Origin of the sequence: Brenneria nigrifluens DSM 30175 = ATCC 13028, assembly GCF_005484965.1 — a bacterium.
GTDB lineage: Bacteria > Pseudomonadota > Gammaproteobacteria > Enterobacterales > Enterobacteriaceae > Brenneria > Brenneria nigrifluens.
Genome location: NZ_CP034036.1, coordinates 1,729,736 through 1,752,544 on the forward strand (window position 1 = coordinate 1,729,736; position 22,809 = coordinate 1,752,544).

The following is a 22,809-nucleotide window of genomic DNA, read 5'->3' on the forward strand; positions in this document are numbered from 1 at the left end:
GCGGGAATAATTTGTATTCTGCGCAACGAATCGCATTATTTTTACAGTTTTTACTCAATCAAAGGTAAATAAATACACTATGATTACGCGCTGTGTATCCAAGTATGTTGGCGTTGTCGGTGAATGCCGGGTTCGGCGGTCATCATCCTGCCAGAGGTTATGGCGCAGCGGCTGACTTATCTACAAACCCGTCCTGATGCCGGGATTGACGAGATCCGTATAAAGAATGAAATGGCTTACTTCACTGACTATCGCTGTTGGACTTGCCTGTAACCCGCTATTCGCTCAGGAAACCGCGTTCGCACCGCCATATGTTACACCGTCACATCAGCAGCGTGATGCCTTTGTCTCTGATTTAATAGGGAAAATGACGCTGAACGAAAAAATCGGCCAGCTCAGGCTGATCAGCGTCGGGGCGGATAATCCGAAAGAGGCCATTCGCGAGATGATCAGGAACGGTCAGGTCGGGGCGATTTTCAATACCGTCACGCGGCCCGATATCCGTGCCATGCAGGATCAGGTGATGCAGCTTAGCCGCCTGAAAATCCCTCTGTTTTTCGCCTACGACGTGGTGCACGGCCAGCGCACCATTTTCCCTATCGCGCTGGGGCTGGCATCCAGCTGGGATATGGACGCCATCGCCCTGAGCGGGCGTATCGCCGCCTATGAAGCCACGGAAGACGGGCTGAATATGACCTGGGCGCCGATGGTGGATATTACCCGCGACCCGCGCTGGGGGCGGGTATCCGAGGGCTTTGGCGAGGATACCTGGCTAACCAGTAAAATAGCCGGCGTGGTGGTAAAGGCTTTCCAGGGCGACGACCTGACGGCGCGTCACTCCCTGATGACCAGCGTGAAGCACTACGCGCTGTATGGCGCGGTGGAAGGCGGGCGCGACTACAACACCGTGGATATGAGCCCGCAGCGTATGTTTCAGGATTATATGCCGCCCTATAAAGCGGCGATCGATGCGGGCAGCGGCGGGGTGATGGTGGCGCTGAATTCGATTAACGGTACGCCGGCGACGAGCAACAGCTGGCTGCTGAAAGATATTCTGCGCGACCAGTGGCAATTTAAAGGGATCACCATTACCGATCACGGAGCGATTAAGGAGCTGATTAAGCACGGCGTGGCCGGCAACCCGCGCGACGCTTCCCTTCTGGCCCTGAAATCCGGCGTCGGCATGAGCATGAGCGATGAGTATTTTATCCGCTATCTGCCCGAACTGGTCAAAAGCGGCGCGGTGAGCGAGCGGGAAATCGATGATGCCTGCCGCCAGGTGCTGAACGTTAAATATGATATGGGGCTGTTTCAGGATCCGTATCGCCACCTGGGACCGGCGGACGCCGATCCGGCCGATACCAACGCGGAAAGCCGCTTACACCGGCTGGAAGCGCGTGAAGTGGCGCGCAAGAGTCTGGTGCTGCTGAAAAACCGCCTGCAGACGCTGCCGCTGAAAAAGCAGGGGACGATCGCCGTGGTCGGGCCGCTGGCCGATAGCAAGCGCGATACCATGGGGAGCTGGTCCGCCGCCGGCGTTACCCGGCAGACCGTCACGGTTTATCAGGGCATCAGGAACGCGGTGGGCGGCAACGCCAGGATTTTGTATGCCAAAGGCGCCAATATCAGCAATCACCAGGGGATTATTGATTTCCTCAATCTGTATGAAGAGGCGGTTCAGGTGGATAAGCGTCCGCCGCAGGCGATGATCGACGAAGCGGTGCGGGCGGCGCGGCAGGCCGACGTGGTGGTGGCGGTGGTGGGGGAAGCGGCGGGCATGGCGCACGAAGCCTCCAGCCGTTCCAATATCGACCTGCCGCAAAGTCAGCGCGACCTGATCGCGGCACTGAAAGCCACCGGCAAGCCGCTGGTGCTGGTGCTGATGAACGGCCGCCCGCTGGCGCTGGTGCGTGAGGATCAACAGGCGGATGCGCTGCTGGAAACCTGGTTCAGCGGAACGGAAGGGGGCAACGCGATCGCGGACGTGCTGTTCGGCGACTATAATCCGTCCGGCAAGCTGCCGATGTCCTTCCCGCGTTCCGTCGGTCAAATTCCCATCTACTATAATCATTTGCCGTCCGGCCGCCCGTATACGCCGGAAAATCCCGGCAAGTACACCTCGCACTATTATGACGAAGCCAACGGGCCGCTCTATCCGTTTGGTTACGGCCTGAGCTATACCACTTTCAGCGTATCGGACGTGCGCTTGTCCAGCCGGACCATGCCGCGCAACGGCGTGGTAACGGCCAGCGTTACGGTGAAAAACACCGGCGAGCGCGCCGGCGAGACCGTGGTGCAGATGTATTTGCATGATGTGGTGGCATCAGTCAGCCGTCCGGTGAAAGAGTTGCGCGGTTTCCAAAAAGTGATGCTGCGGCCGGGAGAAGCGCTCACCCTCAGTTTCCCTATCGATAGGGGCGCGCTGACATTCTACAACGCCCGTATGCAGCAGGTCGTCGAGCCCGGTGAATATGATGTATTTATCGGTCTGGATTCGCAGCGGGTTAAAAGTCGGCGTTTCACTATGCTATAACTGAACGTCGCGCCGCCGATGCGCCGTCGGCGGCGATCAAGCTCGTTTACGTTTATGGCAATTGCCGAGGGAGGAAGTATGCCGTTGACGGAAGTCATTCTGGTTGATGAAAACGACAGGCCGACAGGCGTGATGGAAAAGCAGCAGGCACACGTACAAGGCGCGTTGCACCGGGCGATAACCGTTTATATTTTCAATTCGCGGCGGCAGCTATTGCTGCAGCGGCGAGCCGGGGCGAAATATCACAGCGGCGGGCTATGGAGCAATACCTGCTGCAGCCATCCGGCTCCGGGCGAGGAGACGCTTCAGGCGGCGCACCGCCGTCTATATCAGGAAATGGGGCTGCGCTGCGCGCTCACGCCGATGTTTACGCTGAGTTACCGATTGCCTCTGAGCAATGGCTTGATCGAACACGAGTTCGGACACGTCTATTTCGGGATTACCGATGACCTCCCTCAGCTCAATCCTGATGAGGCGGAGGAGTATCAGTATTTGGCGCTGGAGCAGATCGAACGGCGTATGGTTACCTCGCCGGAGCTATTCACATCCTGGTTCAAACTGACATTCCCGCGTATCCCGGCTTATTGGACGCAATTTCACGCGGCGCGGCGCCGGGATTAGCCAGTCTGGCTGGCGGGGAACGATTAACCGCCGTGTATGATGATAATGTAACCCACCAGCATAACGCCGCCGATGCCGCCGATGGCGCACAGGGCAAACAGCCCGATAATGCCTGCTTTGCTTAAAGTCATCAGGTTATCCTTTGGTTAATTTCCCTGAATTATAAAGCCTTCGGCGCCTTAAACAAGGCGGGAATGGCATTCAGCGGTTAAACAGCAAGATCAAGCCGAAGCCGAGCAAAATGACGCCGGCGCCGCGTTCGACAGGGTGCAGATAGCGTTCAAGCCGTCGTTGTACCAGCGGCAGGGTCATCAGCGCGGCCACCAGCAGATCCCAGCCAAGCACCACGGAGAACATCCAGCCGCCGCTGACCATCTGCTGGGTTAGGGTGACATGCTGACCGAGGATCGTGGTCATCAGGCTGATGTAAAACAGCATATTTTTGGGGTTCAGCAGCGCGGAACCCAGCCCCAGCAGAATTTGCCGGGCAACGGACGGGCAGCCGTCCGCCTGCCGCATGGACGATAGCCGATGCGACGCGCGGCTTGTCAGCAGTTGATAACCGATCCACAGCAGATAGCAGGCGCCGCCCAGTTCCATAAGGGTAAACAGCCGCGTTGCATGCCGCATACCCGCCCAGCCGATGGCCGCCAGCAGAATATAAATACCGTTTCCCAGCGCAATGCCCAGACAGATCCCGGCGCTGCCGCGTAAACGGTAACGAATGGCGTAAGCGGTTAACAGGAAGAAGTCCGGGCCGGGGCTCAGCAGGGCCACAAAATGAGCCAGCGCCAGCGTGGGAAAATTGGCGGGGAAAAATGTACCGATTAACATAACGATGACCTCGAAAAATGAACGGGGTCAGTCTAGGCCGTTGATGTCGTTATTTATTGTCAAATATTGATCGCCCCTGACGATACTGTCCGGGCGTTGCCGCCGTGTATCGCACGAAGATTTTATGGAAGTGGCTTTGATCGCAAAATCCGCTCTGATAGCCGGCATCGGCCAGCGGAACGCCATTTTTCAGCAGATTTTTGGCGAATTCAATCCGCGCATTATTAAGAAAAGCCATCGGGGTGATGCCGGTATCCTGGCGAAATTGCCGCACGATGGTTTCCCGCCGCACATTCAACTCTTGCGCCAGGGTTTCCAGCGACGGCGCTTGCTGCAGGTTGCTCAACAGACGCTGGCGTACATGGCGGGTGGCAGGCTGCGCGGGCAACGGTTCGGACGGCGCAAGCGGGGAACAGTATTGCAGCAATAGCGGGGTAATCAACTGGTTCAGCGTTTGTTCCGCCGCCGCCACCTCCCCGCGATGCAGCTGGCGGATCAGCCGTTGATAGCGGGCGAACAGCGCCGGGTCGCGCAGGGTGACGCAGCGGCAGTGCAGCGACGTAACCGGATAGCCGCAGCGTTCGGACAGCCGTTTCAGGCACCATGCCGTGTCCAGATACAGCATATGATAGCTGCGGGTTTGACCGGGTAGGGGATTACAGCTGTGCGGCTGGCGCGGATCGATAAAAATCAGATCGCCCGCCCGTAGCCGGCGTATCTCCCCGCGGTAATGGCAGAGCGTCGAACCCTGTTCGATGGCGCCGATGGAGAACTGTTCATGGCTGTGTGTTTTATAGCCATGGCCGCTGCGCCAGGTCGAGCGGCTCTCCACATGCGGCAGTAGCGGTGAAAACCAGTATGCTTGATCGACAGTATGAACGGATGACATGGTGAATGGTCGGCTATCAAAACAGACTGTTACCCTAATCGGCGCGCGGAAATTTGTCGAGCGGCGATATCGGCTGACGTTGTGTCCGGTCTGTGGGACAATGGCGGCCGGATTGACTGAATACAGAGAATGCATGGCGCTGTCCCCCGCAATAAAACTGCAGATCGGCCAATGGTATAAGGCCCTGCAACGGCAGATCCCGGATTTTATTCCCCGCATACCTCAACGACAGATGATTGCCGAAGTGGCGAAAACGCTGGCGGGCGACTACCCGCGTCATCTGGCCATCGAAGCCCCGACCGGAGTGGGCAAAACGCTGTCATATCTGATCCCCGGCATCGCGGTCGGACGGGCGGAAGAAAAAACGCTGGTGGTCAGTACGGCGAACGTGGCCTTGCAGGATCAGATCTTCAGTAAAGATTTACCGCTGTTGCGCACGTTTATCCCCGAACTGACCTTCACCGCGGCGTTTGGCCGCGGACGCTATGTGTGCCCGCGCAATCTGGCGATGCTGGCGACGGACGCTGATGCGCAGGGCGATTTAACCCTCTATCTGGGCGATGAGTTAGCGCCGTCCAGCCGCGAGGAACAGGGCAAGTGCGCGCGTATCGCCCAGGCGTTGCAAGGCCACGCCTGGGACGGCCTGCGCGATCACTATCAGGAATCCATCCCCGACGGCCTGTGGCGCAAACTCAGCACCGACAAGGCCAATTGCCTGGGCCATAACTGCCATTATTTCCGCGAGTGTCCGTTTTTCATCGCCCGGCGCGAGATTGAAAACGCGGATGTGGTGGTGACCAACCACGCGCTGGTGATGGCGGCGATGGAAAGCGAATCGGTGTTGCCGAACCCGAAACATATGCTGCTGGTGCTGGATGAAGGGCACCATATTCCCGACGTCGCCCGCGATACGCTGGAAATGTCCGGCGACGTTACGCCCGCCGCCATCACCCTACAGCTGGAACAGCTGGTGCAGCAGATTGGGCTGTGTATGGCGCAGTTTGCGCCGAAGTCGCCGCCGCGCCTGGCGCACGGCGAACGGCTGACCGCCCATTGCGAGGAGCTGCGCGACGCGGCGCAGTCGTTTGTGCAGCTGTGCGGGCTGTTTTTGCCGCCGGAGAGCGCGGAAAACGAGTACCGCTTTCCGCTGGGAAAAATGCCGGAAGAGATGCGCGAAAACTGTATCCGCCTGTTTAAGCTTACCGATAGCCTGCGCGGGCTGACGGAATATATGCTCAACGACCTCAGCGAGAAAACCGGCAAACATGACGTGGTGCGTCTACACCAGACGCTGCTGAAAATGAGCCGGCTGCTGGGCTATCTGGAGTCGCTGAGCAAACTATGGCGTCTGGCGGCGATGGAAAAATCCTCCAATGCGCCGGTATCCAAATGGCTTACCCGCGATATCCGCGAGGGACAGGAGCACCTATCGTTGCACTGCGCCGGCATCCGCGTATGCGACCAGTTGGAAAAGCTGTTGTGGAACAATGTGCCGCATGTGGTGGTGACCTCGGCGACGCTGCGTTCGCTGAACAGTTTTTCGCGCTTGCAGGAGCTGTCCGGCCTGAATGAGCCGGCCGGCGACCGCTTTCTGGCGCTGGATTCGCCGTTTAATCACCGTGAACAGGGGCGTTTGGTGATCCCGAAAATGCGCCACGAACCGCTGCTGAAAAGCGAACCGCAGCATATTGCCGAAATGGCGCGCTTTTTCCGCACCGAACTGCAACGGGGCAAACATCGCGGCCTGCTGATGCTGTTCGCCAGCCAGCGCGCCATGCAGCTTTTCCTGACGCAGGTCGCCGACCTGCGTCTGATGCTGCTGGTTCAGGGCGATAAACCGCGCTATCGGCTGGTTGAGCTACACCGCCAGCGGGTGGAGGAAGGGAAAACCAGCGTACTTATCGGTTTGCAGTCTTTTGCCGAAGGACTGGATCTGAAAGGCGAGCTGCTTTCCCAGGTGCACATTCATAAAATCGCTTTCCCGCCGATTGACAGTCCGGTCATTCTCACCGAAGGCGAGTGGCTGAAAAGCCTGAAACGTCAGCCGTTCGTGGTGCAAAGTCTTCCCAACGCCTCATTCAGCCTTATTCAGCAGGTTGGGCGGCTGATCCGCAGCCATGAGTGCTTCGGCGAAATCGTCATTTACGATCGCCGCTTGCTGACCAAAGGCTATGGCGTCCAACTGCTGGGCGCTTTGCCCGTCTTCCCGATTGAAGAACGGGAAATGCCGGATAAAGGCTGACAGCGCTTTCAGCCACGCGGCGGACGCCTCGCTTTAACCGCATGGCGGTGCGCGTAAAGTGGTTTCAAATTGGTTAAAAAACTTCCATTTTATGTTTCTTGTCTGTTAAATTGCAGTTTGATTTTCTAGCAAGGAGAACCGACAATGACCCGCCTCACTGCGCAAGACTTTCCTGCGGAACTGCTCGAATTCTATGATTATTATGCCCATGGCAAGATCACCAAACGCCAGTTTCTCGACCTTGCGGCAAAATACGCCGTCGGCGGGGTGACGGCGATCGCGCTCCTCGGCCTGATGAGTCCTGACTATGCCCTCGCCCAGCAGGTTGAATTTACCGATCCGGATATCGTCGCCGAGTACATCACCTATCCCTCCCCCAACGGACACGGCAGCGTGCGCGGTTATCTGGTGCGTCCGGCCAACGCCGCCGGACGGGTCGCCGGCGTGGTGGTCGCCCATGAGAACCGGGGACTTAACCCCTATATTGAGGATGTGGCGCGCCGCGTCGCCAAGGCGGGATTTATCGCGCTGGCGCCTGATGGACTGAGTTCCGTCGGCGGTTATCCCGGCAACGATGATAAAGGGCGCGAACTTCAGCAGCAGGTCGATCCCGCTAAATTGATGAACGACTTCTTTGCGGCGGTCGAGTTTTTGATGCGTCATGAGCAGACCGGCGGCAAGGTGGGCATTACCGGCTTCTGCTATGGCGGCGGCGTCGCCAATGCCGCGGCGGTGGCCTATCCCGAACTGGGGGCGGCGGTGCCTTTTTACGGCAGACAGCCGAAGCCGGAAGATGTGCCGCGCATCAAGGCGCCGTTGCTGATCCACTATGCGGAACAGGATGCCCGCATCAATGAGGGCTGGCCCGCTTATGAGGCGGCGCTCAAGGCGGCAAACAAAAATTATGAAGCCTATATCTATCCCGGCGTTCATCACGGCTTCCACAACGACTCCACCCCGCGCTATGACCAGGCGGCGGCCGAGCTTGCCTGGGAACGCACCATCGGCTGGTTTCGTCGCTACCTGGTATGATAACCGGCAGGTCGCGGCGCGGGAGCCGCGACCGCCGCGCCAACGGCCTGCGTTTTGCGCTTGCCGCTTCGCTACATCGCTTCCCTGCTTCTGCGCATCGCGTCTGCGCGGTATTTGCATTATTCAGACGAAAGCAAAACGTGCTATTTTCGCAGACAGGCTATCAACGGCGTTGCGGTGAATGAGAGGCGGCATGGATTACACCAAAGTGATTAAAGAGGTCGGGCGCGGTAAAAATCATGCCCGCGATTTGGATCAGGAGACGGCGTATAAACTTTATTGTCTGATGTTGAATGGCGATGTGCCGGAGCTTGAGCTGGGCGGGTTGCTGATTGCCTTGCGCATCAAAGGCGAGTCTGAATCCGAGATGCGCGGTTTTTATCAGGCGATGAGCGAGCGGGTGCTGCGCCTGCGGCCGCCGGAGAAGGGGCCGATGCCGGTGGTGATCCCCAGTTATAACGGGGCGAGAAGACAGGCCAATCTGACGCCGCTGCTGGCGCTTCTGCTGGCGAAACTGGGGTATCCGGTGGTGGTTCACGGCGTGAGCGACGATCCCACCCGCGTTACCAGCGCCGAGATATTGCACAATCTGGGGATCTCCGCGGTGGAAAGCGCCGAACAGGCGCAACGGCTGCTGGATAAGGGCGAGCCGCTGTTTATTCCCATCTCGCTGCTGTGTCCGCCAATCGACCGACAGTTGCAGCTGCGCTGGCGTATGGGCGTGCGCAACAGCAGCCATACCTTGGCCAAGCTGGCCACGCCGTTTGCCGAAGGCGGCGCGCTGCGGCTCGCCAGCGTTTCCCACCCGGAGTATATTTCCCGCGTCGCCACGTTCTTTCGCGATATTGAGGGGCGCGCGTTACTGATGCACGGCACCGAGGGTGAAGTGTACGCCAGCCCGCAGCGCTGCCCGGAAATTCATTTTATACATCAGCAGAAAACGCAGGTTCTGCAATTGCGTCAGGATATTGCGCCGGCGCCGGATGGTTTGCCGATAGCGAAAGATGCGGCGACAACGGCGCGCTGGACGGCGCAATGTCTGGCGGGGGAGATAGCGTTGCCGCAGGCGATTCGTCTGCAACTGGCCTGCTGTCTGGTGGCCGGCGGCGACGCGCCGTCGATGGAGCAGGCGGTGGCAAACATCAGAAAACGTCTGGGTTAAGAAGAGGGAAAGCAATCATGCAACAGGCTGTGGATTATTTTAATGCGCTGAACCGCGACTATCTTGCGGTTCACCAAACCAAAGAAGATCTGTTTTGGCAGCTGTATATGGGAACCGGGGACGAGGAGGTATCGGCCCGTTTTTCCGCGGCGGAAAGCGCTTATAAACGTTTTATCGCCCAGCCGCAGCGGCTGGTTGAATTACGCCATCATCTTGCCGCGCTGGAGGATAGCCCGGCGAATGACGAACAGCGGGCGTTGCTGCACGGTCTGCGCGGGTGGTATCGCTTTTTTGACTGCAACGTGATTGAAGATGCCAAGGCCCAGGCGCTGATGGATGAGATCATCGCGGCGGAAAGCGCGCTGTACGCCAAGCGTAAAGGCTATGAAATGACGCATCTGGACGCCAACGGCGAGCGGGTCGCGGCTTCACTGGGCGAACTGCTGACCAACCAGGCGACGAATGATAACGAAGCGTATCGGCAGAGCTCGCAACAGGCGCTGCGCGACCTGGAACAATGGCTGCTTCGTAACGGTTTCCCGGAGCTTATCGGCCTGCGCAACCGCTTTGCCCGCCAGATGGGATACCGTAACTATTTCGATTACAAGGTGAATAAAACCGAGCGCATGACCCCGGAACAGCTTTTCGCCATTCTCGACCCGTTCGAAAAGCAAACCTGGGAGGCGAACGCCCGCAGCCTGAAGGAGTTGGCCGCCGCAAAAGGGCCGCAGGCGTTACAGCCGTGGAATATTCGCTATGCCAGCGCCGGCGACGTAACCCGTCAGCTCGATCCCTATTTCCCGTTCTCCGCCTCGCTGGAACGCTGGATAAACAGTTTCAAGCGTCTGCATATCGGCTTTAACGGGGCGGAAATGCAGCTCGACCTGTTGGTGCGCAAGGGCAAGTACGAAAATGGCTTTATGCACGGCCCGGTGCCGCCTTTTTTTCAGCAGGGAGAGTGGATCCCGGCGCGGATTAATTTTACCAGTCTGGCGAAGCCGGATCAGGTCGGCAGCGGCGCCGGCGGCATCAATACTCTGTTTCATGAGGGCGGACACGCCGCGCATTTCGCCAATATTCGCCAGAACGCCCCCAGTTTTTCACAGGAGTTTCCGCCGACCTCCATGGCTTATGCGGAGACGCAGTCCATGTTCTGCGATAGTCTGCTGCACGACGCCGACTGGCTGAAACGCTATGCGAAAAACCGGCAGGGCGAGGTCATTCCTGATGAGCTGATCCGCGCCGATATCCGCACGCGCCAGCCGATGCGCGCATTTAACGAGCGCCATATTCTGCTGGTGCCCTATTTTGAATGGGAACTCTATTCCTGGAGCGACGAGCAGCGCACGCCGGAGGCGATAACCAAACTGGCGCGGGATATCGAACAACGTATTCTGGGGATTGGCGGCAGCCCGCGGCCCACGCTGGCGATCCCCCATCTGCTGTCGATGGAGTCGGCCTGTTCCTATCAGGGATATCTGCTGGCGCTGATGGCGGTGGAGCAAACGCGGCATTACTTCCTGCAGCGGGACGGTTATCTGAGCGACAATGCGGCGATCGGCCCCGACCTGGCGCGGCATTACTGGCTGCCCGGCAATAGCGTCAGCCATGACGATACCTTGCGCAGTCTGACGGGCGAAGGTTTCAACCCCGCTTATCTGGCGCAGGCGTGCAACCTGACGGTGGAAGAGGCCTGGCAGCGGGCGGAAGCGGCCATCGCGCAGGCGTCGCAGCGCCCGCAGCCCGCGGCGGATTTCGACCTGGCCGCCCGTATCCGCATTGTCGACGGCAGCCGGGTGATTGCCGATAATCAGCAGGGTGACGAGGTGATGTGCCGGGATTTCGCCGCGTTTATCGAACGGGAATATGGTCGGTAACAGGGATGGAAAGGGGGGATTCCCCCCTTTCCAACTTTTTCAGACTCAGGAAACGTGTTGCAGAAACTCACGCAGGCGATCGCTCGGCGGGTTGCCAATCAGCGTTTCCGGGTCGCCATCTTCGGCAATGCGGCCCTTATCGATAAAGATCAGGCGCGAAGCCACCTTATGCGCAAACCCCACCTCATGGGTAACGATAACCATGGTCATCCCTTCTTCCGCCAAATCCTTCATCACCGTCAGCACCTCATGGCGCAGCTCGGGATCCAGCGCCGAGGTCGGTTCATCGAACAGCATCAGCTTAGGTTTCACCGCCAAGGCGCGCGCAATGGCGACGCGCTGCTGCTGGCCGCCGGAAAGTTCGGACGGGTAGTGATGCGTCCTTTCAGAGAGTCCCACTTTCGCCAGCAGCTCCCGCGCCAGCTTTTCCGCCTGCGCTTTACCGGCGCCGCGCACCCGGATAGGGCCGAACGCCACGTTTTCCAGCGCGGTAAGATGCGGAAACAGGTAGAACTGCTGAAATACCATCCCGGCTTCCTGACGGATCAGGCGCTCATCGACCTGCGGATCGCTAACGCTCAGACCGTCGACAATCAGCTCTCCGCTGGTAATCTCTTCCAGCTTGTTGATACAGCGCAACAGCGTGGATTTACCGGAGCCGGAAGGGCCGATAATCACCACCACTTCACCCTGATTAATCTTCAGATCGATGTCGTGTAAAACTTTGGTTTGACCAAAGTGTTTAGAAACATTTTTAAATTCAATCATATAATCTTAAGTCTTCTTTCCAGACGACGCAGGATGAAGCTGAGCACCAGCGTGATAAACAGATAAATCACCGCTACCGCGCTCCAGATTTCCAGCGCGCGGAAATTACCGGCGATGATTTCCTGACCCGAACGGGTCAGTTCCGCCACGCCGATAACGATAAACAGCGAGGTGTCTTTGATGCTGATGATCCACTGATTGCCCAGCGGAGGCAGCATACGGCGCAGCGCCAGCGGCGCGATGACATGGCGCAGCGTATCCCGGCGTGACAATCCCAGCGCCAGTCCGGCCTCGCGGAAGCCATTATGAATCGACAGCACCGAACCGCGGGTGATTTCCGCGATGTAGGCGCCGGAGTTGATCATAATGGTGACCACGGCGGCGGCGAACGGATCGATGCGCACGGAGGTGAAAATCATCGGCAGGGCGAAATAAATAAACATCACCTGCACCACAATCGGCGTACCGCGGATGATTTCAATAAACACCAGTGCGATACGGCTGGAAAACCAGCCGCCGTATGCGCGGGCAAAGCCCGCGAGAACACCGATAACCAAGCCGCCCAGCAGACCCAATACCGAGATCAGCAGGGTCATTTTCGCCCCTTCCAGCAAAAGCGGCAGAGAAGGCCAGATAGCGCTCCAGTCAAACTGCATGGAATATCTCCAGATTAAATCGGCAATTATTTAGGCTCTACGCCAAACCATTTTTTGTAGATCGCCGCGTAGGTGCCATTTTCCTGCAGTGTTTTCAGCGCGCCGTTGACTTTATCACGCAGGTCGCTGCCTTGCGGGAAAGCGATGCCGTATTGCTGGGCCTTGATGGAGTCGCCCACGGCTTTAAACTGGCCGTTACCGGCGGTTTTAATGAAGTAGAGGATATTAGGCGTATCGTGCAGCACGGCGTCGGCGCGGTTGGTGCCTAATTCCATATAGGCGTTGTCAATGTTCGGGAACTGACGCAGATCTTTGGTCTTGATATTCGCTTTGGCGTAATCAACCGAACCGGTGCCGCCTTTTACGGCCAGCACTTTTCCCGCCAGATCTTGCTCGCTCTTGATGTCGTTGTTATCGGCCTTCACCATCACCAGCAGGCCACTGTTGTAATAACCGTCAGAGAAGTCGACGGCCTTTTTGCGCTCTTCGGTGATGGTGATGCCCGCCAAGGCCAGATCGACATTACGGGTTTGCAGCGCGGGGATGATGCCGCCGAAATCCATCGGCTTCAGGGTATAGCTTACATTAAGCTGTTTGGCGATGGCGTCCCACAGGTCGATGTCAAACCCGACATACTTGTCGCCCTGCTTAAATTCAAAGGGAACAAAGGCGGTATCGGTGGCGACGATAAGTTGTTTCTCCGCCGCGTAGCTGGAAATACTCAGGGTCAGCGTCAACGCAGCCAGAGAGGCTTTCAGTAGTGATTTCATTAAATCCTTCCTAGTGTATCCGTTGTGAGAAATTTTTGGCAGACAGGTCATATATCAATAATACTATGGAATAAAAAACCTGTTAGAACAGAAGGTTGTTTACAGAATGCTGTGTTCCACCCGCTATTTTCGCTTAATGACCGAGCCAACGGCATGGTTTATCGCCCATGTCGGTTATGCAAGGCGTGGTTATGATTAACCAATTTGTGCGGCGGATACAACCGTTGTTTGGCGTCGTGGCGGATTATTGAGTGCGGGTGCTAATTTTTTGAGCGCCGCCTCGGGGGATGGTACGACACTTTTACAATAATGATAGGGATTGCTGCTCTCTATAAAAGTTACAAAATGAAATTATCTTTTATTTATTTCACCTTAACATTGAAGTTAGGTAAAAAATGCATGCGTACGCGCCCACTCCAGATATAACGGCCACTCCTGAATTATTCGACAACCTTAGTATTAACAATGTTGTCACCACGCCGACCAGGTAACTTAATTGCGATGAGATACCGATCTCTATTGCGTCCCGTAAACCGGGAATAACGGTCACCACAGTGATTGCTGCTAATAATGACGGACCTAACGCCGCTAGTACCGCTGGGCCATTCTCCCGTTCACCTGTATTTGCCTTGATTTTTTTTCTGATCGCAAAAGGCAAGGCTCGGGTAAGGTAGGTAATAAGCGCCATGCCGATTACCGCAATCCAAGCCAAATCAGACGACAACATCATGATACTTACTCCTTATGAGCACTGCTCCACAGCCACATACCGCACCGGCCAATAACGCCAGCGCCGTCATCCCCTGTAAATAGCAAAAAGAGGCGGCTAACGCTGAAATAACGATCGGTAATTGAGATGAGCGATTAAAACTTTCATGAACCAGTACTATAAACAGTGCTGGCAAAGCAAATGGCATAGCTTCAGCCAAGAGAGGTACGCTCTGGCTGAGTCTGACACCAGCAAAAGCGCCGAGTGCAGTACCCACCAACCATGACAAATAGCTGCTGAGGCCCAGCCAACCTAGCCAAAGATTTCTCTGTTTTTTTTCCACTGCCGACATTCTGACCAACGCGGTGGCAAACACCTCATCAGTCAGGGTAAAAGCCGTCACCAACTGTCGCCGGAGACCATCCGGCAATTTGGGGATCAGTACTGCGCCATACAATAAATGCCTAGCATCCATTAAAGCGCATAGGCCCAGTACCAATAGCCAAGAAGCACCAGAGTGGATAGCTGCCAACAGTACGAACTGGCTGGCTCCAGCAAAAATAAATGCAGACATGCCAAGGAGGAGAGAAGGCGGTAATCCATTCACAACCCCAGCCATGCCGAAGGCAAAAGCAATGGGGAGATAGCCGGTAACAATCGGCAATGATGCTCTGATAGCCCCCCATCGCACCTTGGCCTGAGTCATCATAATGCTCGGAGAACAAACAAGTGCGTCCCCGCCTCCCATTCATCCCGACCACAGGTGGCATACAGCCGTTGATGGTAGCTGATGTCAAAACCAGCGGAACAAGCTAAATCAGCAAAACAGCGCGGGTGGGTTTTCTGTTCAACCTCATAATCCAGGCCAGCGACTAATGCTTCTAATTCCAGAAAATGTAATCGGTAAAATGCAAGTAACGGATGACCAGATTGAGTAGGCAATACCAATTTTTTCAGTAATTCAACCAAATTACGGCAACGATATTCGGCTCTCGCCAAATCGCCAGTACGAGCTTCAAACAGAGCCAGCGGCACATTATGCTGGATGACTCGGACCAAAGATTCTTCCGGCGAAACCAGCTCATCAACGGGAACGGGAGCCAGTGTATCAGCGATGTACTGTAAATGATGGGAAATCAATGCCAGTTTGCGCCCCCGAGCATCACCGAACGGACAGATCATTTCATCGGAGACAATAAATATCCCATCCGGCTTGAGCTGACGACGAACAGACGTCAGAAAATCGAATGTATCAAGATGATGAGAAGCACCAACGGAAATTGCTGCCAAATAGGGATTCTCCGGCACGGGCAGTTCAGTGATACTGGCTTTCAGAGAGTGAACGTTGTCATATCCATTGAAAAGTTTCTGTAGATGATTAAACGCTGTTTCGCTCGGATCGACTGTTGTGGCTTCCAATTGCGGCATCAGTTCCAACACCATCTTGAGCGGTGAGCCGGGACCGGTGCCGACATCAAGAATATGTCCAGCCTGTCCTTGAAAAACCTGTTCCAGATGCAGAGCAATAGCTACAGACTGCTTAGCATAGGCTGGACGCACTAGTTCGTAAGCGGCATAGGAATCAACATTGATCCGATCTTCAAATAGCACTACATCAGTGCTTTTTTCTACCATTTCACTGTGTTCATAGGCGGGTGTCGCCCGCAATGGTACAGCAGGATGACCATGACGGGTCAAAGATTCCGCAGCCAGAGTAGACAAACACGCCAATTTACTCTGAGAAAGCTCACGCAATATCGCTATCTCGGATTCATCCAGAGGGTTCCACAACGAATAGCTACGGTTACAAAGTTCTACAGCTTGTCGCAGCATCGGATTGTTAAGCTTAGGCAACGGTAATAACGTATGCTTACCTTGTCGAGAGAGATAAATCAGCATCAGCCCTTGCTCATCGACAATAAATGTCTGTGAACCTGATGCTCCAGAAAACGCAGGCACATCCAGCTTCTGCATCAATTGGGAAAACGCAGATGGTTTATCAACAGGAAACTGTTTGAAACTAAGACGCACCGCGTTCACTCCCTGGCGACTCTCTAGAGCCATACGGTCGGCTTGTTGCTTCAATCCGGTCCAGTCTTCTTCGGTCTGAGGCCAGTCGCGTTGTACGTCATACGCGCCCAGAGTTATCTCTGATAAAACAGGGTAAATCACGCTAACCATCAGCGAACAGGGTTCGCCTAAACTTTGGTAAAGGTGCTGGCTATCACCTTTGAAGCTATAGCTCTGTCCAGTCGAACGGAACACCGGGGCAGTACTTTGCCCTACCAGCACCTGCCCTTTGAGCACTACTACGCTTTCTTCCACTCCTGTCATATGACTATCAGCATAACGCTTAGTGCGTGGTGCCAGCTCCATGATATAGGTCTCTATCACCCGCGGTGTATTTTGTCGATTAATGAGTCGAACACTGACGCCTTCGGAAACCGAATCAACAGTTTGCTCATTATCAGCGTCAATAAGTTCGCCAAATGGAACATCTAATGCCCTGGCCAATTTCCAAACAGTTTCAATAGTTGGGTTGCCGCGACCGGCTTCGATGCCTGATAAGGTCGCTTTACCTATACCACTAACTTCCGCCAGGCCGGACAAAGTCATACCTCTGGTCTGCCTGACTTTAGTAAGGTTAACTGAAACGGAAGTACGGAATTCACTGGCTAGAGTGGAGAAAGTGTCCATGAATGAAGTTCCTTATACAGAACAATTTAATTCAATATAACGAACAAATTTTGTTGTCGTCAAGAAGTGGTTCTTTAAAAAGAACGCTAAAGAGAGGAGATATGAGGGGCGACGGACGCTAATCCGATACTCACAATGCGCTGTTACTGGATGTTTATCTGTTTTTGACCCAGCAGCCCCAACCAACTATCCCTGCTGTTGATTGCTGGTTTATCCAAAACAATTATTTCTCCTGCGTCGGCTTTCACTTCACGATATCGCCTCACCCTCTCGCCTCATGGTATGAGCCTGAGTAGTGAGGCGAAAGCATGAAGCGATTGCGGTGGCCTTTTTTATGGCGGACGAGGACGCCCGCCATAAAAAAGGCCGCATACGCGGCCCATTTTTTGACTTAAAAGCGAAACTTACTCGATATTGGATTCGATAAACCACAGGAATTTATCCAGATCGCGCGATGCGGCGGTCAGGATATCGGCGCTATCTTCATCTTCGGTTTGGCCGATGCCTTTACGCACCGCGTTAGCGACGAAGGCATAACGTTCCGCCAGCGCCTTAAGGTGATCCTGTACGTTGTGGATATTCGTCGGATAGCTTTTCAGCTCGGTCTTTTCGTTGACGATCTGCACCGTGCCCAGCGCGACGCCGCCTAGCTGAACAATACGTTCCGCCACGGTATCCTGATGGTCGGTAATGGCGGTACGGAAGCCATCAAGCATTTCATGAACGGCGATAAAATTAGCGCCGCGCAGGTTCCAGTGTGCCTGTTTGGTGATCAGGGAAAGATCGATCAGGTCCACTACCAGTTGACTTAACAGCTTGATAGTAGAGGTCTTGACTTCGTCATCCAAATCATTACGCGTGTAGATAAGATCGGAAGATGCGGGGTTTACCAGTTTAGCGGTACGCATAATATTTTCCTCATTATTTAATTGTTCGTAATCTTACTGTTCAACGTGGTCTATTATAGCAGCAATAAACCAAAATTTTAAAAAGAATCACCTATTGAATAAATAGCTATGGTGTATAAAAAATAACTTTTTATTATCAGACTCTTTTATGATGGTGCGCTCTGGCTATAATTACTCGCGGCATCTATTTATGTCAATATTCACGTAAATGATAATTATTTAGGATATGACCGGATAGGTGGTCATTTACATTATCCATCACAACCACTGAAATAGCGCGGCAACGAGACCGGAATGAAAATTAACGTGATAGGCACCAGCGGTAGCGGAAAATCGACCATCGCCAGAGGCCTGGCGCAGCGGCTGGGGATTGCTTACATCGAAATGGATGCCTTGTTCTGGCGGGAAAACTGGCGGGAAAGCCCGGACAGCGAGTTTTTCCCGCGTCTTGAGACGGCATTGACGGCGCAAAGCTGGGTGCTTGATGGCAACTATAACCGCACTCGCGATATCAAATGGCGTAACGTAGATGTTGTTGTCTGGGTGGACTATGGCTTTAGCCGTACGCTTTTTCAGGCGATTTCCCGCGCCTGGCTGCGTTCATGGCGTAAAGAAGAGTTATGGGCGGGAACGGGAAACCGGGAATCGTTTATGCGCAGTTTTTTCAGTCGCGATTCAATTATCATCTGGACGATAAAAACCTATTCAGCGAATCGTAAACGCTATCTGGCGGATCTGTCTGACGCTCGTTACCGCCATATTCGTTTTATATCATTACGCTCTCCACGGGAAAGCGAGGCATTTTTGCATCACTTTGAGCAGCATGCATGTCAGCCGTTATAACGTGGAGTGATTATGTTTTTTGCCGGCGCGTTCTGTCGGTTTAATGGTCAGGATGGCGCCAATAGAGGCGATGATAATAAAAATGAGCGCCATCCATTGGGTAAATGATAAATGTTCGCTGAGAAATAACAGGCCGGAAACGGCGGCGATCGCCGGCTCCATACTCATCAGGGTACTAAATGTCCTGGCCGGCAGGCGAGTTAACGCGACTATCTCAAGAGAATAGGGCAGTACGGTGGAAAGAATAGCCACGGCAATACCCACTGGTAATATGGCGGATGAAAATAACGACGTATCAGAATATATCACGCCGATGGGGCAAAATACCGTTGCCGCAATGAAAGAGCCGACGGCAACGGTGCCGGGGCCGTGAATAGAGCCCGCTTTCTGTCCGAAAAGAATATATAGCGCCCAGCAGGCGCCCGCGCCAATGGCACAGAGCGCACCCGGCATATCGACATTGCCGATATTATGTCCGAGCGGCAATAAGAACCATAATCCCAGAACAGCCAGAATAACCCATAAAAAATCAATCACCCTGCGTGATGATAACATGGCGACAGCAAGCGGGCCGGTGAATTCCAGGGCGACGGCAATACCCAGCGGGACGGTGCGCAGTGAGAGGTAAAATAAGAAATTCATGCCTCCCAGGGTAATTCCGTAAATTAACAGCGGTAAGCGGTTGCTGCCAAAACGCATACGCCACGGTTTAAAAATAAGACACAGGATTGCCGCGCCGATGCCCAAGCGTAGTGCGGTTACCCCGGAGGCGCCAATCAGCGGAAACACGCTCTTGGCCAATGCCGCACCGCTTTGTACCGATACCATCGACACAATAATGAGCAAAACGGGAAGCAATGCTGATAGACGGGGAGAAGAAGGTAAGGTCATTTTTACGGCCTTGATAAAATGTAGAAAGAACGGCCGTTATCAAAACCCGGTGCCGCCAGACTGACCAATTGTAAAGGATTTGTCCCGCTTATGCTTACTTTTATTGACCTTTATTTACGCTATATTTAGTCGATTTGTTTTTTGTGAAATCTCTTTGCGCATAAATTGAACGTAAAGCTAAGAATGTTCTGTTTTGTCGACCTGTTTTGAATTATTTTTTATTCTTACTGTCAACTAAGAAAAGCTTTTATAATTAGTGTGCTAGGGCTATTTGAAAATATTTGTTACATCTAAGTTATGATTGAAAAATATTTATCAGGCGGCAAGTTCACTCTTTTTTTGTTATATTTACAGCGTTAGGTGTTCTTTCAATAAGATGAATTCGAGGCTGTATATATGAAAAAAATCGCGTGTCTTTCAGCTCTGGCTTGTGTATTAGCCGTTAGCGCAGGTTCTGCAGTGGCTGGTCAAAGTACCGTATCGGCAGGTTATGCTCAGGGTGATGCTCAGGGCGTAGTCAACAAGGCAAAAGGTTTTAACCTGAAATACCGTTACGAGTGGGATAATAGCCCGCTGGGTGCCATTGGTTCTTTCACCTATCTGGAAGATAGCAGCAGTGATGCTGATAGATATTATAACAAAGGCCAATATATCGGTATTACCGCCGGTCCTGCTTATCGTCTGAATGACTGGGCAAGCATTTACGGCGTTATCGGTTTAGGCCACGGTAAATATACCTATAACGGCAGCAACGGTTCTGATACCAACAAGAATGACGATTATGGCTTCACCTATGGCGCAGGTCTGCAGTTCAACCCGATTCAGGACGTTGCGCTGGATGTGGGTTACGAGCAGAGCCGTATCCGCAGTGTTGACGTCGGTATCTGGGCTGTTGGCGTAGGTTATCGTTTCTAATCCAGAGCTTCAGGCATTAGCCCTCAAGTTTGGTTGTTAAGAGTGTGTCTGCAAAATCCGCCTTTAGGGGCGGATTTTTTTTTACTGGTTTTGTCAGCGCGATCGATGTAGTGTGCCGCGCCGATCGGCGGATTTGCTTTGACGCCGTCACCCGGATGTAATCCAAAACCTGGAACAAGTTGCTGAGGTTTTTATATGGTTGTGGCATCACCGCGCCGGACCCGCATATTTATTACCGCTATCTTGCTGGGGCTAAATCTGCGGCCGGTGCTGGCGGGAATCGGGCCGTTGCTGACTCAGATCCAGGTCGCCGCAGGATTAAGCGACGCCATGGCTGGGCTACTGACCACGTTGCCGGTATTTGCCATGGGATGGTGCGCGTTGTATGGCGGTAGGCTACAGTCGTGTCTGGGGGAATATCGTGGTATCGCCCTGGGGATTATGATCATCGCCATGGCGCGCAGCAGGCCTGGTTGATTATGACGGTGGGCGTGGTGGTATTAATGATTATCGCCACCCGCTTCGCGCCGTTAAAACGGCGCTATGCCTGAGCGGGAGATATCTCCGCGCAAAGAGAAATAACGGACGGACGCCGCCGGCCGATGCCGATAAGCGGCGAAATGCGCTTATCGTCATGGCGTCTCTTGAGGACGGTAGCGCCACAGCCAGCGTCCGCTCGCCATCCGGCGGTAAAAAAGCACGCCGCGTACAACCCAGTCGAAACACATGCCCATCCACACGCCAATCACCCCAAACCCGAGAATAACGCCAAGAATATAGCCGGCGATAACCCGGCATCCCCACATTCCGGCCATGGCCACCCACATGCTATAGCTGGCGTCTTTTGCTCCTTTCAATCCGGCCGGCAGCACCCATGATGCCGCCCAGATCGGCGTAAATAGCGCATTGAGCCAAATAAGGTGTTTAACCACGCCAATAACTTCCGGTTCATCGGTGTAGAACGATGCCAGAAATCCGGCGCTGGGGATGGAAAATAGCGCCAGGAGGCACGAACCGATATTCGAAAGCCAGAAAATATAGTTCAACTGCCGGGTGGATTGCATTATTTGCCCTTTGCCTAACCGCGTACCCACAATAATGGTGGCGGCGGAGCCCAGCGAATTACCGGGAAGGTTAATCAATCCCACAATTGAAAAGGCGATAAAGTTCCCGGCAATGACTTCGGTGCCCATTCCGGCGACAAAACGCTGGGTTATCAGTTTACCGACGTTGAACATCACGGATTCAATACTGGCGGGAATGCCGATACTGAGCACCTCATACAAAATAGCGGCGGTAAAGGGGGCGAAGTAGGATTTGAATGGTATTCTGAGCGCGCCCTTAAAACCGTGCATCAGCGTCAGGATAACGAACAACGCACCGATATAACGGGCGAGGGTAATCCCGATGCCGGCGCCGATAAAACCGAGTCCATCCCAGCCAGAAAAGCCATAAATCAACAGGCTGCTAATGACAATATTGAGGATATTCATCCCGATATTAATAACCATCGGCAATTTGGTATTACCCGCCCCGCGCAGAGCTCCGCACCCTACCAGCGTAATGGCCAGGGCAGGATAGCCCCACACAGTCCAGCGTAGGAAGGTCAGGGCCAGGCTTTTGACATTGTCATTGGCCTGAGCGGCAATCAGATCGATAACTACCGCGCCGGAAAACTCGACCAAAACCACCAGCAGGAACGACACTAAAACGAGCAGGGAGATGGATTGGCGCGAAGCGGCCCGGGCCTGCTTTCTGTTGCGTTGCCCCAGACTGAAAGCCACGACGACGGCGGTACCCAGCGCGACAGCGGTAAAAAAAGCAATAATCAGCATATTAAAGCTATCGGCCAGACCGACGGCCGCCATCGCTTCTTTGCCCAGCCAGCTCACCAGAAAAGTGCTGAATACCCCCATCAGAACCACGCATAGGCCTTCGATAAAGATGGGAAAAGCAAGCGGCGAGATCTCTCGCCAGAACAGCACGCGGTTTGAATATCGTTTCTTATACCAGTTTGTATCTGTTAGTTTTTTCATGAAACGGTCTTGGTTTTATCCCGAATTTCCCTCGCCGAACGTTAATAACGGCTGCGTAGTACGCCCGCCATTCAGCAAATGGTGTTATCGATGCAAATGGGTTGTCCGTGCGGCAAAAGGCGGCCAATAGGCAGCCCGCAAGCTAAAGCAGCGTAGTGTGCATTGGTCTTACGGTCTAATCCGCATTAAGTGAGTCATCTACTGGCGATCAAATACGGATGACGTTGTCGAGTACACACCATCAATTTTTTGAAAAGTTCGATATTTATGCAACAGAGTATCAGTAGCCGGATCGATGCTCCAGTCAGATTTGGTCATCGCCGATGAAATTGGGCATTCGACCAATAGTCCTGTCTGAATTGCACTAACCGTGCTGATTTCACGAGAGAAATTGAATTTTAATTTCAATTTTTTGATTTATATGTA

The 22,809-nt window shown here is 54.1% G+C and carries 20 protein-coding genes and 1 pseudogene; 9 read left to right on the plus strand and 12 right to left on the minus strand.

All coding sequences use genetic code 11. From position 1 onward, the window contains the following. Positions 1-226 precede the first annotated feature (226 nt). Together bglX and idi are read left to right on the plus strand one after the other, a co-directional pair. Positions 227-2,533 carry a beta-glucosidase BglX gene (gene bglX, locus EH206_RS07950; protein ID WP_009112266.1) on the plus strand — a complete coding sequence of 769 codons (2,307 nt, stop codon included), beginning with the start codon at positions 227-229 and terminating at the stop codon, positions 2,531-2,533. Between the two features lie 78 nt (positions 2,534-2,611). Then, positions 2,612-3,154, plus strand: a complete 543-nt coding sequence (idi, locus tag EH206_RS07955; RefSeq protein ID WP_009112267.1) for an isopentenyl-diphosphate Delta-isomerase — start codon at positions 2,612-2,614, stop codon at positions 3,152-3,154. A 23-nt stretch (positions 3,155-3,177) separates the two neighbouring features. On the opposite strand, the gene EH206_RS23360 is transcribed toward idi, so the two are convergent. The 3 genes from EH206_RS23360 to EH206_RS07965 form a co-directional block, all read right to left on the minus strand. Then, positions 3,178-3,285, minus strand: coding sequence for a membrane protein (locus EH206_RS23360; protein WP_009112268.1), 108 nt, complete (start codon positions 3,283-3,285; stop codon positions 3,178-3,180). A 70-nt stretch (positions 3,286-3,355) separates the two neighbouring features. After that, a complete protein-coding gene (locus EH206_RS07960) occupies positions 3,356-3,988 on the minus strand; it encodes a LysE family translocator (protein WP_009112269.1) in 633 nt (210 codons plus the stop codon). A gap of 49 nt (positions 3,989-4,037) precedes the next feature. Then, positions 4,038-4,877 carry an AraC family transcriptional regulator gene (locus EH206_RS07965; RefSeq protein ID WP_009112270.1) on the minus strand — a complete coding sequence of 280 codons (840 nt, stop codon included), beginning with the start codon at positions 4,875-4,877 and terminating at the stop codon, positions 4,038-4,040. A gap of 133 nt (positions 4,878-5,010) precedes the next feature. On the opposite strand from EH206_RS07965, the gene dinG reads away from it, so the two are divergent. The 4 genes from dinG to EH206_RS07985 all read left to right on the plus strand — a co-directional run bounded on the left by dinG (position 5,011) and on the right by EH206_RS07985 (position 11,190). Further along, positions 5,011-7,119 carry an ATP-dependent DNA helicase DinG gene (gene dinG / locus EH206_RS07970; protein WP_009112271.1) on the plus strand — a complete coding sequence of 703 codons (2,109 nt, stop codon included), beginning with the start codon at positions 5,011-5,013 and terminating at the stop codon, positions 7,117-7,119. Positions 7,120-7,263: 144 nt separating this feature from the next. Then, entirely contained in the window at positions 7,264-8,151 is an 888-nt protein-coding gene (gene yghX, locus EH206_RS07975; RefSeq protein ID WP_009112272.1) for a YghX family hydrolase, read from the plus strand. Between the two features lie 193 nt (positions 8,152-8,344). Beyond that, positions 8,345-9,313: a DNA-binding protein YbiB gene (gene ybiB / locus EH206_RS07980; RefSeq protein ID WP_009112273.1), complete on the plus strand. Its 969-nt coding sequence runs from the start codon at positions 8,345-8,347 to the stop codon at positions 9,311-9,313. 17 nt (positions 9,314-9,330) lie between these two features. Continuing rightward, the gene (locus EH206_RS07985) at positions 9,331-11,190 is read left to right on the plus strand and encodes a M3 family metallopeptidase (RefSeq protein ID WP_009112274.1); all 1,860 of its coding nucleotides are present in this window, start codon (positions 9,331-9,333) and stop codon (positions 11,188-11,190) included. A 45-nt stretch (positions 11,191-11,235) separates the two neighbouring features. Here the strand turns inward: EH206_RS07985 and glnQ are convergent, their stop codons facing one another. The 7 genes from glnQ to dps all read right to left on the minus strand — a co-directional run bounded on the left by glnQ (position 11,236) and on the right by dps (position 17,698). Continuing rightward, positions 11,236-11,958 (minus strand): glutamine ABC transporter ATP-binding protein GlnQ, encoded by a 723-nt coding sequence (glnQ, locus tag EH206_RS07990; RefSeq protein ID WP_009112275.1) that lies wholly within the window; start codon positions 11,956-11,958, stop codon positions 11,236-11,238. Continuing rightward, positions 11,955-12,614 carry a glutamine ABC transporter permease GlnP gene (glnP, locus tag EH206_RS07995; protein WP_009112276.1) on the minus strand — a complete coding sequence of 220 codons (660 nt, stop codon included), beginning with the start codon at positions 12,612-12,614 and terminating at the stop codon, positions 11,955-11,957. The genes glnQ and glnP overlap by 4 nt, the downstream gene beginning before the upstream one ends. A gap of 26 nt (positions 12,615-12,640) precedes the next feature. Next, positions 12,641-13,384: a glutamine ABC transporter substrate-binding protein GlnH gene (gene glnH / locus EH206_RS08000; protein ID WP_009112277.1), complete on the minus strand. Its 744-nt coding sequence runs from the start codon at positions 13,382-13,384 to the stop codon at positions 12,641-12,643. 367 nt (positions 13,385-13,751) lie between these two features. After that, positions 13,752-14,114: an AzlD domain-containing protein gene (locus EH206_RS08005; protein ID WP_009112278.1), complete on the minus strand. Its 363-nt coding sequence runs from the start codon at positions 14,112-14,114 to the stop codon at positions 13,752-13,754. Next, positions 14,098-14,802 carry an AzlC family ABC transporter permease gene (locus EH206_RS08010; RefSeq protein ID WP_040343052.1) on the minus strand — a complete coding sequence of 235 codons (705 nt, stop codon included), beginning with the start codon at positions 14,800-14,802 and terminating at the stop codon, positions 14,098-14,100. Before EH206_RS08010 ends, EH206_RS08005 begins: the two co-directional genes overlap by 17 nt. After that, the gene (locus tag EH206_RS08015; protein WP_009112280.1) at positions 14,799-16,790 is read right to left on the minus strand and encodes a helix-turn-helix domain-containing protein; all 1,992 of its coding nucleotides are present in this window, start codon (positions 16,788-16,790) and stop codon (positions 14,799-14,801) included. Before EH206_RS08015 ends, EH206_RS08010 begins: the two co-directional genes overlap by 4 nt. Before the next feature lie 404 nt (positions 16,791-17,194). Next, positions 17,195-17,698 (minus strand): DNA starvation/stationary phase protection protein Dps, encoded by a 504-nt coding sequence (gene dps / locus EH206_RS08020; RefSeq protein ID WP_009112281.1) that lies wholly within the window; start codon positions 17,696-17,698, stop codon positions 17,195-17,197. Between the two features lie 294 nt (positions 17,699-17,992). Here dps and EH206_RS08025 point away from each other — a divergent pair, with 294 nt between their 5' ends. Then, positions 17,993-18,541, plus strand: coding sequence for a shikimate kinase (locus EH206_RS08025; RefSeq protein WP_009112282.1), 549 nt, complete (start codon positions 17,993-17,995; stop codon positions 18,539-18,541). On the opposite strand, the gene rhtA is transcribed toward EH206_RS08025, so the two are convergent. Beyond that, positions 18,536-19,432: a threonine/homoserine exporter RhtA gene (gene rhtA, locus EH206_RS08030; RefSeq protein ID WP_009112283.1), complete on the minus strand. Its 897-nt coding sequence runs from the start codon at positions 19,430-19,432 to the stop codon at positions 18,536-18,538. The genes EH206_RS08025 and rhtA overlap by 6 nt on opposite strands. A 396-nt stretch (positions 19,433-19,828) precedes the next feature. On the opposite strand from rhtA, the gene ompX reads away from it, so the two are divergent. Both ompX and EH206_RS08040 read left to right on the plus strand, forming a co-directional pair. Beyond that, the gene (ompX, locus tag EH206_RS08035) at positions 19,829-20,347 is read left to right on the plus strand and encodes an outer membrane protein OmpX (protein ID WP_009112284.1); all 519 of its coding nucleotides are present in this window, start codon (positions 19,829-19,831) and stop codon (positions 20,345-20,347) included. 195 nt (positions 20,348-20,542) lie between these two features. Further along, positions 20,543-20,812: pseudogene (locus EH206_RS08040) on the plus strand (MFS transporter); the annotation flags it as partial. 167 nt (positions 20,813-20,979) lie between these two features. Here EH206_RS08040 and EH206_RS08045 read toward each other — a convergent pair. Continuing rightward, positions 20,980-22,383, minus strand: a complete 1,404-nt coding sequence (locus tag EH206_RS08045) for an EmmdR/YeeO family multidrug/toxin efflux MATE transporter (RefSeq protein WP_009112286.1) — start codon at positions 22,381-22,383, stop codon at positions 20,980-20,982. Between the last annotated feature and the right edge of the window lie 426 nt (positions 22,384-22,809).

Excerpts from the sequence above, each read along its gene's own strand:
- bglX (WP_009112266.1), top strand. The coding sequence starts at position 227 with ATGAAATGGCTTACTTCACTGACTATCGCTGTTGGACTTGCCTGTAAC.
- idi (WP_009112267.1), top strand. The coding sequence starts at position 2,612 with ATGCCGTTGACGGAAGTCATTCTGGTTGATGAAAACGACAGGCCGACA.
- EH206_RS23360 (WP_009112268.1), bottom strand. The coding sequence starts at position 3,285 with ATGACTTTAAGCAAAGCAGGCATTATCGGGCTGTTTGCCCTGTGCGCC.
- EH206_RS07960 (WP_009112269.1), bottom strand. The coding sequence starts at position 3,988 with ATGTTAATCGGTACATTTTTCCCCGCCAATTTTCCCACGCTGGCGCTG.
- EH206_RS07965 (WP_009112270.1), bottom strand. The coding sequence starts at position 4,877 with ATGTCATCCGTTCATACTGTCGATCAAGCATACTGGTTTTCACCGCTA.
- dinG (WP_009112271.1), top strand. The coding sequence starts at position 5,011 with ATGGCGCTGTCCCCCGCAATAAAACTGCAGATCGGCCAATGGTATAAG.
- yghX (WP_009112272.1), top strand. The coding sequence starts at position 7,264 with ATGACCCGCCTCACTGCGCAAGACTTTCCTGCGGAACTGCTCGAATTC.
- ybiB (WP_009112273.1), top strand. The coding sequence starts at position 8,345 with ATGGATTACACCAAAGTGATTAAAGAGGTCGGGCGCGGTAAAAATCAT.
- EH206_RS07985 (WP_009112274.1), top strand. The coding sequence starts at position 9,331 with ATGCAACAGGCTGTGGATTATTTTAATGCGCTGAACCGCGACTATCTT.
- glnQ (WP_009112275.1), bottom strand. The coding sequence starts at position 11,958 with ATGATTGAATTTAAAAATGTTTCTAAACACTTTGGTCAAACCAAAGTT.
- glnP (WP_009112276.1), bottom strand. The coding sequence starts at position 12,614 with ATGCAGTTTGACTGGAGCGCTATCTGGCCTTCTCTGCCGCTTTTGCTG.
- glnH (WP_009112277.1), bottom strand. The coding sequence starts at position 13,384 with ATGAAATCACTACTGAAAGCCTCTCTGGCTGCGTTGACGCTGACCCTG.
- EH206_RS08005 (WP_009112278.1), bottom strand. The coding sequence starts at position 14,114 with ATGATGTTGTCGTCTGATTTGGCTTGGATTGCGGTAATCGGCATGGCG.
- EH206_RS08010 (WP_040343052.1), bottom strand. The coding sequence starts at position 14,802 with ATGATGACTCAGGCCAAGGTGCGATGGGGGGCTATCAGAGCATCATTG.
- EH206_RS08015 (WP_009112280.1), bottom strand. The coding sequence starts at position 16,790 with ATGGACACTTTCTCCACTCTAGCCAGTGAATTCCGTACTTCCGTTTCA.
- dps (WP_009112281.1), bottom strand. The coding sequence starts at position 17,698 with ATGCGTACCGCTAAACTGGTAAACCCCGCATCTTCCGATCTTATCTAC.
- EH206_RS08025 (WP_009112282.1), top strand. The coding sequence starts at position 17,993 with ATGAAAATTAACGTGATAGGCACCAGCGGTAGCGGAAAATCGACCATC.
- rhtA (WP_009112283.1), bottom strand. The coding sequence starts at position 19,432 with ATGACCTTACCTTCTTCTCCCCGTCTATCAGCATTGCTTCCCGTTTTG.
- ompX (WP_009112284.1), top strand. The coding sequence starts at position 19,829 with ATGAAAAAAATCGCGTGTCTTTCAGCTCTGGCTTGTGTATTAGCCGTT.
- EH206_RS08045 (WP_009112286.1), bottom strand. The coding sequence starts at position 22,383 with ATGAAAAAACTAACAGATACAAACTGGTATAAGAAACGATATTCAAAC.